Genomic DNA, 12,646 nt, shown 5'->3' with positions numbered 1-12,646 from the left:
GACGGCCGTCTCCCCCGCACGCGCGGAGAGACCGAGCCTCTGACCGTCGAGGCACCCAGAATGCTTCGCGCTTTGATCATCTGGAGCGGGCGAAAAATGGCTGGGTGCGGGCCCGGCAAGACGCAGTCGCCCAGCTGTCTGCTCCCTTGTGGGGGAGATGCTGGCCGGGCAGAAGGGACATCTTGCATGCACGTCATCTCAAGGCTTCCCCGCAAATCGGTCCGTCGCCCGGATCAACTGGTCGAGGATGCCCGGTTCCGTAAACGCATGGCCAGCACCTTCGATAATGTGGAATTCGGCGCGCGGCCAGGCCTTGGCAAGATCCCATGCATAGCGCAGCGGGCAGGGCATATCGTAGCGTCCATGCACGATGACGCCGGGAATGTCCTTCAGCTTATAAGCATCGCGGATCAGCTGGCCTTCCTCAAGCCAGCCGGCATTCATGAAGAAGTGGTTTTCGATGCGGGCAAAGGCGAGCGCAAATTCCGCCTCGCCAAAATTTTCGGTGCGGTCGGGATCGGGCAGGAGCGAGATCGTCGCCCCTTCCCACTGGCTCCAGGCGCGGGCGCATTCGAGCTGGATCTCGCGGTCCTCTTCGGTCAGGCGCCTGTGATAGGCTGCCATCATGTTTGAGCGTTCGCCTTCCGGAATGGGAGCGACGAACTGCTCCCAGCGGTCCGGATACATCTCGGAGACGCCGAACTGGTAGTACCAGGCCAGCTCCGCCTTTGTCAGCGTATAGACGCCGCGCAACACGAGTTCGGACACGCGATCCGGATGGGTTTCCGCATAGGCAAGCGCCAGCGTGGAGCCCCAGGAGCCGCCGAACACCAGCCATTTGTCCGCGCCGATCATCGCGCGCAGCTTTTCGATGTCGGACACCAGGTGCCAGGTGGTGTTTGCCTCAAGCGAGGCATGCGGCGTCGACCTGCCGCAGCCGCGCTGGTCAAACAAAATGACGTCGTAAAGTGCCGGATCGAAGAGGCGTCGATGAATGGGGCCAATGGTGCCGCCCGGACCGCCATGAAGAAAGACGGCAGGCTTTGCGCCTTTCGTGCCCACCCGTTCGAAATAGACGCGATGACCGTCGCCAACTTCAAGAAAGCCGGTCTCGAATGGTTCGATCTCGGGGTAGAAGCTGTGCAGTTCATCACTCATGTGTCGTCGTCCTTGGTAGGCCAGGCATCGGTGTCGTGGTCAGGATGCTGATAACTCTCAATCGAATTGAAAAAGGCCTCGTATTCTGGGCTGGTGAAACCGGGAGCTTCGAACAGTTCTTCGATCCATGGCAGACCGCGATGCCGATTGACCTGGACTTCGGGCTTGAACTTTTCCGGATGATCGAGCGTGCCGATCGCGAGTTCAAGGCCGCCTGGATGCTGATAGGTGAGGGGCGTGCCACATTTCGCGCAAAAGCCGCGCTTCACCTTTGCGGACGATCGAAACAGCGTCGGCTGCCCGCGTGTCCAGGTGAGATGCGCCAGATCGGCAGAGATGAAGGCACCGAAAAAGCTGCCGAACTGTTTCTGGCACATGCGGCAATGGCAGATCGACGGGCGCCCGAGCTTTGTGGCCTTGAAACGCACGGCACCGCATTGGCACCCGCCGGAAAACGCACCTTCTGTCATACGCCTTGCTCCTTGGGACGCCAATGATCTGGCTCGACGGCAGGGTGAACATCGAAGCTTGTGGTATCGGTATCAGGATGCTGGAAGGTGACGATCTCGGTCAGAAACGGCGCGTTTTCGACGTCATCCAGCGTGGTGTGTTCCGGCAAGTCATGCAGGTGCTCGACAAAGCCGATCTTGGCTTCCACCCCATACTGCACCACCGGTGGCAGCGCCGAGGGATCGTCGAAGGCACCGGCCGCAAGCGCGATCCCGTCGGGCGCTTCATAGGTCAGCGGCGTGCCGCAATTTGCGCAAAAGCCGCGCATGGCGAAGTTGGAGGAGGGGAAGCGCTTCGGCGCACCCCGAGTCCATTCGACCGTTCCGTCCTTGACGTCGACGAGCGGCGCATAATAGGCACCGAATGCCTTCTGGCACATGCGACAATGGCAGATCGAGGCGGTCAACTTGCCTCTTGCCTTGAACCGCACCGCGCCGCACTGGCAGCCGCCGGAATAGGATGAAGCGCTCACTGGGTTTCCTCCTCGGGCCATGTCTCCGTGTCATGGTCAGGATGTTGATGGACGGCTCGAGCAACGTCTCGAAGCCAGGCCTGCTCTTCTTCCGAGTCCGGTTGATGCGCGATCCCGTCCAGTTCGCCGAACCACGGCATCTTGGCGTCCGTGCCGCATTGCATGCGTGGCATGACGCTCGCCGGCTCATCCAGCGAGCCCAGCACGATATTGATGTGGTCGCTATTGCCGTCGAAGAACAACGGCGTTCCACATTTTTCGCAAAAGCCCCGGCGCACCTTGTCGGAGGACTGGAACCAGCTAGGCTCGCCGCGCGTGATCCAGAAATTCTCCCAGGCGGCATTCCCGAGCGGCATGAAATAATTGCCCGCCGCCTTCTGGCACATGCGGCAATGGCATAGATGCGCATTGCGGATACCGCCCTCGGCCCGATAGCGCACCGCCCCGCACTGGCAACCTCCGGAATGGGCTGTCATCCTGCATCCTCCAACCAGTTTTCGATCCTGAATTCAGGGACCGCCGAAAATTCGCGGACATTGGCTGTAACCAAGGTCATGCCGAGCGAGCGTGCATGGGCGGCCACGAAGAGATCGGTCGCGCCAATCGGCTTTCCCTGTTTCTCACGGAAGTTGCGTATCTCGGCAAAATGATGGCTCGCCTCCGCCTCGTCAGGGAGTATCTGAATGCGCGTGAGAAATTCCTCGACAATCGCATGCACTCGCGCCGAGCCTCGCTTCAGGGCACCGACGCGCAATTCGGAGGCGACGATCGAACTGACGCACAGTGCATCGTCCCCCAGATCAAGCCACCGCTTGCCAGTCTCGCCAACCGGGTTGCGCATGGCGTCAGAGACGATGTCGGTATCCAGCATGTAGCGAGGCGATGTCATAGGACGATGTCTCGCGGCGGCGGTTCACGCAGGTCAAAGTCGACATCCATATCATCGTGGTCCAGCGACGGCTGCGCGCTCAGCCACTCGCTAAAGCTCTGTCTGTCAGCATTCACCGGCTCAAGGGTAATTTTATTGCCCTCCTTGCGCATGGTCACCGCGTCGCCTGGGAAATCGAATGCAACAGGAATGCGAACGGCGCGATTGCGACCGTTCTTGAAGATCCTAACCTGTCTTTCCATGTCATTTCGACCTCTCTCAAGCGCAGGCATATGTCTCAGCATATGCCTTGCTGCCAGCTCCCACAATTCACCGCTTCACCTCCCAGCTTGTCACCCGCTCGCCGGTCTCCTTGTCCTTGCCATCCTTCAACTGGATACCCTTGGCGGCGAGGTCGTCGCGCAGCTTGTCGGCTTCGGCGAAGTTCTTCGACTTCAGCATTTCAAGTCGCATATCGACCAGGGCCTGGACCGCACGTGTCAGGTCGTCGCTGATATCGGACTTCTTCGGCGCAACGCCAAGCAGTTCGGCACTGGCGACGAAACGCGCCAGTCTCGATGGATCGGCATTGGCAGCGGATGCCAGTGCATGCAGCGCATGAATGGCCGCGACCGTGTTCAGATCGTCAGCCAGAGCAGCCATGACGGATGGGTCGGGGCTGGCATCTTCGCCATCTCCGGCGGGCCATTTGGCGAGCAGTCTTTCAGCTTCCTCCAGCCGCTTCACCGAAAAGTCGATCGGTTCGCGGTAATGCGTCATCAACATGGCGAGCCGCAGGACCTCGCCCGGCCATTTGCGTCCGCCAAAGGTGTCCGTTTCCAGAAGGTCGTGGATGGTAACGAAGTTGCCATCCGACTTCGACATCTTGCGGCCTTCGACCTGTACGAAGCCGTTATGCATCCACACATTGGCCATGACATGGGTGCCATGGGCGCAACGCGACTGGGCGATCTCGTTTTCGTGGTGCGGGAAGATCAGGTCGAGCCCGCCACCGTGAATATCGAATTCCTCACCGAGATAACGGCCGGACATGGCAGAGCATTCGATATGCCAGCCGGGGCGACCATGGATAGCGATTTTCTCGCCATCGAGGACGAAGTCGCCGGCCCAGCCGGGCTGGTCGGCAGCCGATTCCTTCCACAGCACAAAGTCTGCAGGGTTCTTCTTGTGCGCTTCAACCGCAACGCGCGCACCCGCCTGCTGGTCCTCCAGCTTGCGCTTCGAAAGCTGCCCGTAATCGGCCATGGATCCGGTTGCAAACAGCACTTCCTTGCCCTCTGTGCCTTCGGCCACATAGGCATGGCCCTTGTCCAGCAATTGCTGGATGATGGCGACCATCTGCGCGATGTTGTCGGTCGCGCGCGGCTCTATGCTGGGCGGCAATGCGCCCAGGGCGGCGACATCGGAGTGAAACTGATCGGCCGTCTTTTGCGTGACTTTGGCGATGGCCTCGTTGAGCGGCAGATCGGGAAAGTCGCGCAGCGCCCGCGCGTTGATCTTGTCGTCGACGTCGGTGATGTTGCGGGCATAGGTCACGTGGTCAGCGCCGTAGAGATGGCGCAGCAGCCGGAACAGCACATCGAACACGATCACCGGGCGGGCATTGCCGATATGGGCAAAGTCGTAGACGGTCGGACCGCAGACATACATGCGCACGTTATCAGCATCGATCGGCTCAAAGTCGATCTTGTCGCGCGTCAGTGTATTGTAAAGCTTCAGGCCCGTGGCCATGCGTTTCTCCCATAATAACAGTCTTGCCGGCTGGACCGGGTCGCTTGTCATCTGGGACTTGTTCAGGAGACGAAAACGGCCAGGCCAGCGGATGCGCTAGCGAATAATAATCCGGCAAATGCAGATCGTCGTTTTCATGGTCACGGTTATGGCGCGGGCCGGGGAATTGGTCAAGGGGCGTGCCTGCGCTCCGTTGTCTTTTGACATATGTGAGCAATGCTCACGTAACGTAAAGCTTTTTAAAGACCATGTGCCCTAGCGTGTTGTAACGCCCATGAGACGAGTTGTCCGCTATGAATGATCTGTTGCATCTGCCGACCCTGCTGGTGTTGTTTGCCGCGACGATTCTAATGGCCGGTATTCTTCTCATCAGGGCGTCGATCAGAAAGCCTGCGAGCCCGGTGGTCAAGGTCCTGATCGCGGCGGCACTGACGGGATCCGCCGGAAGTCTCATCCATGGTATGCGCGGCAGCCTGCCGCTTTGGTTCGAAACCTCCGTCGGTCTCACCTTGGTCAATCTGGGAGCCGGATTGTTCTGGCTCGGCGTCGTCCTGTTCCATGGGCGAAGAGCTCATTTTCTGTATGCCATTCTTGGTGCCATTCTCTGGTTTGCCTATTCGCTTGTACCGGCTGTTCAGGCATCGGTAGTTTTGCGCAGCATCGCAGTCTCCCTGGTTCTCGGTACCTATGCGACGCTGTCCGGTTGGGAAATCAAAAGAGCGGCCGCCGATGAACCTCTTCCGTCCCGCATGATTGTCGCAAGCGTGAACATCGCCCGTGGCCTGGGCTGGTTTATGATCATCCCCCTGACATTCCTGCTTGGGCCGAGCTATCTGCCGGATGGGAGCCATGCCGGATGGTTTGCCCTGTTGACCCTCTGTATGACGCTGGTGGGGATTGTCTGCCTTGTCGGCTTGCTGGTGCTGTACAAGGAACGCGATGGCCGCATTTTCGAGCTGGCCTCGGAGCGCGATTCCCTGACAAACATCCGCAATCGCCGCTCGTTTGTGAAGCGTGCGCAAGACCTCCTGTCGGATACTGCATGCCAGGAGTGTCTGTTGCTGCTCGATATTGATGACTTCAAGACCATCAACGACACCCATGGCCATGCAGCCGGCGATCAGGTGTTGATGGCCGTTGCGCGGTTGCTCCAGAGCAAACTCTCGCCGCAGTGGAATTTTGCCCGTATTGGCGGCGAGGAATTCGCATGCCTCATTCCCGGTCAGAGCCTGGAACATGCGCTCGCGACCGCCGAAGCCTTACGTCAATCCGTTGAAGAGATGGTGACGCCATTTCAGGGCAAAGCGCTCAAAGTCACCACGAGCATCGGCATTGCCCGGCGCAGTAATGTCGACCAATGGCTCGACGATTTGCTGGCGGCGGCCGATCGAGGTCTTTATGCTGCCAAGGATGCCGGGCGAAATTGCGTTCGACTGGCACCTGTGGTCACGGTTTTCAGCGGCGATAATGGTGCGATGCCCAGTCGTCAGATAGCGTCGGCTTCCGCTTGAAGCCTCGCCAATATAAGGGCAGCAGTCTTCACCTCTTCGAATTCAGTGCGAGACCGTCGACGAGAACACGTTGATGACGACAATGCCGGCAATGATCAATGCAAGCCCGATAATGGCGGCAAGATCCAGCCCCTGGCGAAAGACAAACCAGCCAACGGCAGACACAAGAACGATGCCGAAGCCGCTCCACAAGGCATAGGCGATGCCGACAGGCAGCGTGCGCAACGCAATAGACAGCATGTAGAACGCGGCTCCATAGCACAAAAGGCTCATCACAGATGGCCATAGCCGTGTGAACTGCTGGGTCTGCTGCAAAAGGCTGGTGCCGGCGACTTCGAAAGCAACTGCGATCGCGAGAGAGCCGTAGGTGACATAGACAGGGTTCATGATAGGCGCTCTCGGGTCATGGCGTTCAGTTGTTCAGTCATGGCGCGCACCTCGTCTGGCGCAGCGGCCGTGCCGGTAATGGTATCGAGCCAGAGCCCGTCTGCCGCAGCGCGGGCAATCCTGAGAGTAAGGTTCGCACTCTCGCCATGGTCGGAAAGCTTGCCGCCAATCCACTGCGCCCAGCTCTGGCGAAGATCGGCATCGGCAAGCGTGGACACGTAAAGTGCGGCCCAAAGCGGTTCGCTTCCAGCTTTTCCCTCTGCCAGAACGGCCGCAATATAGGCACGGCTGAACCGTCCGTAAGGGACGTCGTCCGCGTCCATGCGCTCGTTGAGATCAAAGTCGAAACGCTCGATGAGATCGTCGAAAACGGCACGGATCAGCACTGCCTTGCTGGGATAGTGGTGGAAGAAGGCCCCCTTGGTCACGCCGGCCTCCAGGCACACTGCATCGACTGTCACGTCTGCAATGCCGCGATGCGTGGCAATTCTCGCTGCCGCATCCAGCAGCATGCGCCGCACCTTTTCAGGCTGTTTCTTTCTCTGAATGGCTTTCATAACTAAACATACCAACTAAAAGGTATGTTTCAAGGGCATGTCGACTATTTGCTCACAATTCTCGGATTTTTACGCGCTTTTGAATGTCACGGTCCATGCCGCGATTGCCCGGCCAAATCTCGGGAGAGGGTTTCGGGCTTCAGTGAAGCTCCCGCTCTGCCGCGATCATTGTGTCGATCATCAGCTGGCGGGTCTGGTCGGCTGGAACGGCCGAAAGGACCAGCCGCAAGGCCTCCAATGCCGCGGCCTCGCCATGCTCCATTTCGAGGCGCACAACGGTCGCCACGATCAGATTGGCTGAAGCGGCGGCAGCTTCCCTTTGTATCTCGGTCAGTTCGCCATTGCCGGGATCAGTGCGCGTCTCTTCCGCATGAGACAGAAGATGCACGGTGTCCTGCGTAATTGAATTGAAAGAATCTGTCAGAACACGCTCCATCGCAATATGACAAAATTGTTACGATGAGAAAGCTGACAATTAGCTGACGGTCAGATGACAAAGGCGATCTGCTGCGCAGCATGCACAGCCAATTCGACGCTGCCGCGCCTGTGCCAAGGCGTGAACGCGGCGTGTCTAGCCAGCCTCTTCCGGGGGAGCATTGTTAATCAGCGCGTTACCGACTTGCTTGCGCCATTCATTGCTGGTCATGGCAGAGCTGATCAACCGCATGGCTTCCAGAACCGCTTCCTTGCCATGCTCGCGATTGAGCCGCACCATCGCGGCGGCGACGAGATTTGCAACGGCCTCTGCCTGTTCTTTCTGGACGTCGGTCAGGTCCGGTGGCATGACCACTCCTTGAAAGGGCTGCATGTTCCTGAGGCAGGAAAGTTTCGCCTTGTGCGGTGAAACCTCCGTAAACCTACTACTCCAGATTTTGGCGGGCGGCAATCAACGCCCGGGGAAGGCGAGGTAGGTTACCTATTCCGGCAGGCGGTAGTCCTTGAGCTTGCCTTCGCGCACCACGAACAATTTGCCGGTTTCGGTCAGCTCGGGACCGCATAGCGGAAGAAGTGCCGATGCAACGTCGCGCGGATGGGGCAACGTATCGGGATCTTCGCCCGGCATCGCCTGCGCGCGCATGGCGGTCCGTGTGGCACCGGGATCGACCGAGACGATCTTGAGCGGCAGTCGCTTCGTCTCGCCGGCCCATGTGCGTGCCAGCGCTTCGACGGCGGCCTTGGAAGCCGAGTAGGGCCCCCAGAACGGCTTGCACGACTGCGCAGCACCCGACGACAGGATCAATGCACGTCCCTGATCCGATTTGACAAGCAGCGGTTCCAGCGAGCGGATAAGACGCCAGGTTGCGGTGACATTGATGGTCATCACCTTTTCAAACACCTTGGCCTCGACATGGCCGATGGGCGAGATAACGCCCAGCACGCCGGCATTGGCGACCATGATGTCAAGCTTGCCCCAGCGTTCGAAGATCGAACCGCCCAAGGCGTCGATGGCATTCATGTCGGCGAGATCGAAGGGTACAAGCGTTGCAGAACCGCCGGCAGACTGGATGGCATCGTCCAGCTCTTCCAGCCCGCCGATGGTGCGCGCGCAGGCAATGACATGCGCACCGGCCTTGGCGAGTTCCAGCGCCGTGAAATAGCCGATGCCACGTGAGGCGCCGGTGACGAGCGCGATCCGCCCCTTCAGATCAACTGTCATGCTTTATTCCTTGCCGCTCAGCCCGCGCTGGCGAGCATCGATATCTTGTTGCCGACCGACTGGTCACTCTGCTTGTCGAGAAGACGTGTTGGATAGTCGCCGGTGAAATAGTGGTCGGTAAATTGTGGATTGGCGGCGTTGCGCGGTTCACCGCCAACGGCCATGTAGAGCCCGTCGATGGACAGGAAGGCCAGCGAGTCGGCGCCGATATACTTCGCCATCGCCTGTTCGTCTGCATACTGGTTGGCCAGCAGCTTGTCCCGGTCCGGCGTGTCGATACCGTAGAAGTCGGGATAGAAAATCATCGGGCTTGCAACGCGGATATGCACTTCCTTGGCGCCGGCATCGCGGATCATCTGCACGATCTTGACGGATGTCGTGCCGCGCACGATCGAATCGTCGACCAGCACCACGCGCTTGCCTTCGATCATCGCCCGGTTGGCCGAATGCTTGAGCTTCACGCCAAAGGCGCGGATCTGCTGTGTCGGCTCGATGAAGGTGCGGCCCACATAATGGTTGCGGATAATGCCGTATTCGAACGGAATGCCGCTCTCCTGCGCAAAACCGAGTGCTGCCGGCGTGCCGCCGTCAGGAACTGGCACGACAACATCGGCCTCCAGTGGCGCTTCCTTGGCAAGGTTCACGCCCATGGCCTTGCGGGTCTGGTAGACATTGCGGCCGCTCACGACGGAATCGGGGCGGGCAAAGTAGACATATTCGAACAGGCAGGCACGCTCCGGCTGCGGATGCGCCGGCATGCGCGACTCGATGCTGATCGAACCATCGGGCTGGATCTCGCAAATGACCACTTCGCCATTGCGCACATCGCGCACGAATTTGGCACCGATGATATCGAGCGCGCAGGTTTCCGACGCGAAGATCGGAACACCATCCAGATCGCCCATCACCAGTGGACGGATGCCGATCGGGTCGCGGGCTGCAATCAGCTTGGTGCGCGTCAGCGCAACCATGGCATACCCACCTTCCATCTGCCGGATGGCATCGATGAAACGGTCGGTCGTGGAAGCATGGCGCGAGCGCGCGATGAGATGCAGAACCACCTCGGTATCCGAGGTCGACTGACAGATCGCGCCGGTGGCGATGATCTGGCGGCGCAGCGTCAGTCCATTGGTGAAGTTGCCGTTATGGGCAATGGCAATGCCGCCTTCTTCCAGTTCGGCAAACAGCGGCTGCACATTGCGCAGGGCCACTTCGCCGGTCGTGGAATAGCGGGTGTGCCCGATGGTCATGGCCCCTGGCAGTTTCGCAAGCGTTGCCGGATCGGTGTAGTGGTCGCCCACAAGGCCCATATGCTTTTCGGTGTGAAAATGCTTTCCATCGAAGGACACCATGCCGGCGGCTTCTTGTCCGCGATGCTGAAGCGCATGCAGGCCAAGTGCGGTCAGCGTCGCTGCATCGGGGTGGCCCAAAATGCCAAACACGCCGCACTCTTCATGCAGCGTGTCACCATCGAGGATATTGTCTTCACGGGCGGAATGCGGGTGGTTCATTGCGGCAACCCTTGGCTACGTGTGCGAATTGGCCATATGGCGACACAGGGGACGTTTTTCCAGCCATGGCCGTGAACGGGCGTCCATTGATCGCATTTGAGGGCGCTTTTGCGGCAGATACCGCTCGGCGTCAATTGTTTGTTGCAGGTGCGTCCTCGGCAGGCACCTGTTCGGCGGGCGTATTGCCCTCCGCATCTTCCTTGCCGAGAATGCGTGCCCTGAGCTTAGGCTCGATGTCTTCCGGAAGCACGGCTTCCAGTTTCAGCACCAGCGCATCCAGGAATGGCTTCGATTTCGCTTCATTGACCCAGTCAGGACGCTGGCGAACGTCGATCAGCCAGTTCCAGAAGGCAACGGCGACCACCAGTAGCAGAATGCCGCGCGCCGCACCGAACAGAAAGCCCAGCGTGCGGTCCAGTGCGCCGATGCGGCTGTCGATAATGAAGTCTGCGATGCGCGATGTGATGAACGAAATCACGATCAGCGCGATCAGGAACACGATGCCGGCAGCGGCCGCAAGCGCGATCCGGTCGTCCGATGTGTAGTTCTTGATATAGGGCAGAATGAACGGATGCAGATAATAGGCGGCAGCCACTGCGCCGGCCCAGCTGGCAATCGAAAGAACTTCGCGCGAAAATCCGCGCACCATGGCGAGTACGGCAGAAAACAGAACGACGCCGATGACAATACCGTCGAAAATCGTGATGGGCATAAAATCCAACTCCACAAGACCCGGCTTGCGGCCCCCGTTTGCCGCTGCCACCGTCACCGGTGGAGCCATTCTCTCTTATTTCGGCCCGACGTGCAAAACGCCACAGGCAAAATCTTCAATCCCCGTCGTTTTCTCCTTTGTTGCGCAAACTGGCTCCCGCAATACGCGCGACCAGATCCGGCAGGCTTTCGATCTCGCTGAGGCGTTTGCCCGCACCCTTTGGAAGGTCCGGAGACGCCGCCGGCAGGACCGCTGAGGAAAAACCGAGCTTTTCGGCTTCCTTGAGGCGCTGGGCAGTATGCGCAACAGGTCGGACGGCGCCCGACAGGCTGACTTCGCCGAAATAGACGCAATCTGCGGGAAGGGCAAGCCCGGCAAGCGATGAAACAAGGGCTGAGGCCACAGCCATGTCGGCGGCTGGCTCGCTGATGCGGTATCCACCGGCAATATTGAGGTACACATCGTGCTGTCCAAGCCGCACGCCGCAATGGGCTTCAAGCACCGCGAGGATCATTGCCAGCCGTGATGAATCCCAGCCGACGATGGCGCGGCGTGGCGTTCCAAGCGAGGTCGGCGCAACCAGTGCCTGCACTTCCACCAGCACAGGCCGCGTCCCTTCCATACCGGCAAATACGGCGGCACCGGGGGATTTTTCATTGCGTTCGCCCAGAAACAGTTCGGACGGGTTTGCGACCTCGCGCAGGCCCCGGTCGGACATTTCGAACACGCCGATCTCGTCGGTCGGCCCGAAGCGGTTCTTGACGGTCCGCAGGATGCGGTAGTGATGGCCTCGGTCGCCCTCGAAATAGAGCACGGCATCAACCATGTGCTCGACCACGCGCGGACCGGCAATCTGGCCTTCCTTCGTCACATGACCAACCAGAACCATCGTGGCGCCGGTCTGCTTGGCAAAACGGATCATGGCTTGCACCCCGGTGCGCACCTGCGTGACAGTGCCCGGCGCACTGTCTGCCGTGTCGCTCCAGAGTGTCTGGATCGAATCGATGATCACCAGATCCGGTCGCTTGCCTTCTGAAATGGTGGCGAGGATGTCCTCGACATTGGTCTCGGCTGCCAGCAGCACATCGGTATCGGCCGCGTGAAGACGCTGCGCTCTCAGGCGCACCTGCGCAACGGCTTCTTCGCCGGATACATAAACGACGCGCTGGCCCTTGCGCGACAATGCGGCGGCTGCCTGCATCAAGAGCGTGGATTTGCCGATGCCGGGATCGCCGCCGATCAGCACGGCCGAGCCCCGGACAAACCCGCCGCCGGTTGCCCGATCCAGTTCCGCCATGCCGGTCGCGATGCGCGGCGCCTCTTCGATCTCGCCGGACAGGGCGGTCAGAGTAACCGGTTTGCCCTTTTTCGGCGTCTTGCCGGGTCCACTGCCGATGCCACCCATCGGGTCTTCTTCGACAATCGTGTTCCACTCGCCACAGCCATCACACTTCCCAGCCCAGCGGGAATGTACGGTGCCACAGTTCTGGCAAATGAATTGGGTTCTCGGTTTGGCCATGCAGTCTACGCTTCCGGTGGTGTGATAAGAAC

General features: G+C 59.7%; 16 protein-coding genes. 1 reads left to right on the top strand and 15 read right to left on the bottom strand.

The window, feature by feature from the left end:
* Window positions 1-198 precede the first annotated feature (198 nt).
* The 7 genes from pip to cysS form a co-directional block, all read right to left on the bottom strand.
* On the bottom strand, window positions 199-1,158 hold the full coding sequence (gene pip / locus ACQQ2Q_RS01375) for a prolyl aminopeptidase (protein WP_428185226.1): 960 nt from the start codon (window positions 1,156-1,158) through the stop codon (window positions 199-201).
* Window positions 1,155-1,628 carry a GFA family protein gene (locus ACQQ2Q_RS01370; protein ID WP_428185225.1) on the bottom strand — a complete coding sequence of 158 codons (474 nt, stop codon included), beginning with the start codon at window positions 1,626-1,628 and terminating at the stop codon, window positions 1,155-1,157. Before ACQQ2Q_RS01370 ends, pip begins: the two co-directional genes overlap by 4 nt.
* Window positions 1,625-2,161, bottom strand: a complete 537-nt coding sequence (locus ACQQ2Q_RS01365; protein WP_428185224.1) for a GFA family protein — start codon at window positions 2,159-2,161, stop codon at window positions 1,625-1,627. Before ACQQ2Q_RS01365 ends, ACQQ2Q_RS01370 begins: the two co-directional genes overlap by 4 nt.
* Complete coding sequence (locus ACQQ2Q_RS01360; protein WP_428185223.1) at window positions 2,137-2,616, bottom strand: GFA family protein; 480 nt, start codon at window positions 2,614-2,616, stop codon at window positions 2,137-2,139. The genes ACQQ2Q_RS01365 and ACQQ2Q_RS01360 overlap by 25 nt, the downstream gene beginning before the upstream one ends.
* Window positions 2,613-3,029 (bottom strand): type II toxin-antitoxin system VapC family toxin, encoded by a 417-nt coding sequence (locus ACQQ2Q_RS01355; protein WP_428185222.1) that lies wholly within the window; start codon window positions 3,027-3,029, stop codon window positions 2,613-2,615. Before ACQQ2Q_RS01355 ends, ACQQ2Q_RS01360 begins: the two co-directional genes overlap by 4 nt.
* On the bottom strand, window positions 3,026-3,271 hold the full coding sequence (locus ACQQ2Q_RS01350) for an antitoxin (protein ID WP_428185221.1): 246 nt from the start codon (window positions 3,269-3,271) through the stop codon (window positions 3,026-3,028). The genes ACQQ2Q_RS01355 and ACQQ2Q_RS01350 overlap by 4 nt, the downstream gene beginning before the upstream one ends.
* Before the next feature lie 67 nt (window positions 3,272-3,338).
* Window positions 3,339-4,760, bottom strand: a complete 1,422-nt coding sequence (gene cysS / locus ACQQ2Q_RS01345; protein ID WP_428185220.1) for a cysteine--tRNA ligase — start codon at window positions 4,758-4,760, stop codon at window positions 3,339-3,341.
* Window positions 4,761-5,053: 293 nt separating this feature from the next.
* Here cysS and ACQQ2Q_RS01340 point away from each other — a divergent pair, with 293 nt between their 5' ends.
* Window positions 5,054-6,271, top strand: coding sequence for a diguanylate cyclase (locus tag ACQQ2Q_RS01340; protein WP_428185219.1), 1,218 nt, complete (start codon window positions 5,054-5,056; stop codon window positions 6,269-6,271).
* A 42-nt stretch (window positions 6,272-6,313) separates the two neighbouring features.
* Here the strand turns inward: ACQQ2Q_RS01340 and ACQQ2Q_RS01335 are convergent, their stop codons facing one another.
* The 8 genes from ACQQ2Q_RS01335 to radA all read right to left on the bottom strand — a co-directional run bounded on the left by ACQQ2Q_RS01335 (window position 6,314) and on the right by radA (window position 12,614).
* On the bottom strand, window positions 6,314-6,658 hold the full coding sequence (locus ACQQ2Q_RS01335; RefSeq protein ID WP_428185218.1) for a DMT family transporter: 345 nt from the start codon (window positions 6,656-6,658) through the stop codon (window positions 6,314-6,316).
* Complete coding sequence (locus ACQQ2Q_RS01330; RefSeq protein WP_428185217.1) at window positions 6,655-7,215, bottom strand: TetR/AcrR family transcriptional regulator; 561 nt, start codon at window positions 7,213-7,215, stop codon at window positions 6,655-6,657. The genes ACQQ2Q_RS01335 and ACQQ2Q_RS01330 overlap by 4 nt, the downstream gene beginning before the upstream one ends.
* A gap of 139 nt (window positions 7,216-7,354) precedes the next feature.
* Entirely contained in the window at window positions 7,355-7,603 is a 249-nt protein-coding gene (locus ACQQ2Q_RS01325) for a hypothetical protein (RefSeq protein WP_428185216.1), read from the bottom strand.
* A gap of 183 nt (window positions 7,604-7,786) precedes the next feature.
* Window positions 7,787-7,999 (bottom strand): hypothetical protein, encoded by a 213-nt coding sequence (locus ACQQ2Q_RS01320; RefSeq protein WP_428185215.1) that lies wholly within the window; start codon window positions 7,997-7,999, stop codon window positions 7,787-7,789.
* 132 nt (window positions 8,000-8,131) lie between these two features.
* The gene (locus ACQQ2Q_RS01315) at window positions 8,132-8,872 is read right to left on the bottom strand and encodes an SDR family NAD(P)-dependent oxidoreductase (RefSeq protein ID WP_428185214.1); all 741 of its coding nucleotides are present in this window, start codon (window positions 8,870-8,872) and stop codon (window positions 8,132-8,134) included.
* Window positions 8,873-8,889: 17 nt separating this feature from the next.
* Window positions 8,890-10,383 carry an amidophosphoribosyltransferase gene (gene purF, locus ACQQ2Q_RS01310; protein ID WP_428185213.1) on the bottom strand — a complete coding sequence of 498 codons (1,494 nt, stop codon included), beginning with the start codon at window positions 10,381-10,383 and terminating at the stop codon, window positions 8,890-8,892.
* A gap of 130 nt (window positions 10,384-10,513) precedes the next feature.
* Window positions 10,514-11,095 (bottom strand): CvpA family protein, encoded by a 582-nt coding sequence (locus ACQQ2Q_RS01305; RefSeq protein ID WP_428185212.1) that lies wholly within the window; start codon window positions 11,093-11,095, stop codon window positions 10,514-10,516.
* Between the two features lie 115 nt (window positions 11,096-11,210).
* Window positions 11,211-12,614: a DNA repair protein RadA gene (gene radA / locus ACQQ2Q_RS01300; protein ID WP_428185211.1), complete on the bottom strand. Its 1,404-nt coding sequence runs from the start codon at window positions 12,612-12,614 to the stop codon at window positions 11,211-11,213.
* Between the last annotated feature and the right edge of the window lie 32 nt (window positions 12,615-12,646).

Origin of the sequence: Agrobacterium sp. ES01, from assembly GCF_050320885.1 — a bacterium.
Taxonomy (GTDB): domain Bacteria; phylum Pseudomonadota; class Alphaproteobacteria; order Rhizobiales; family Rhizobiaceae; genus Allorhizobium.
This window is presented reverse-complemented; position numbering and strand designations above follow the sequence as displayed.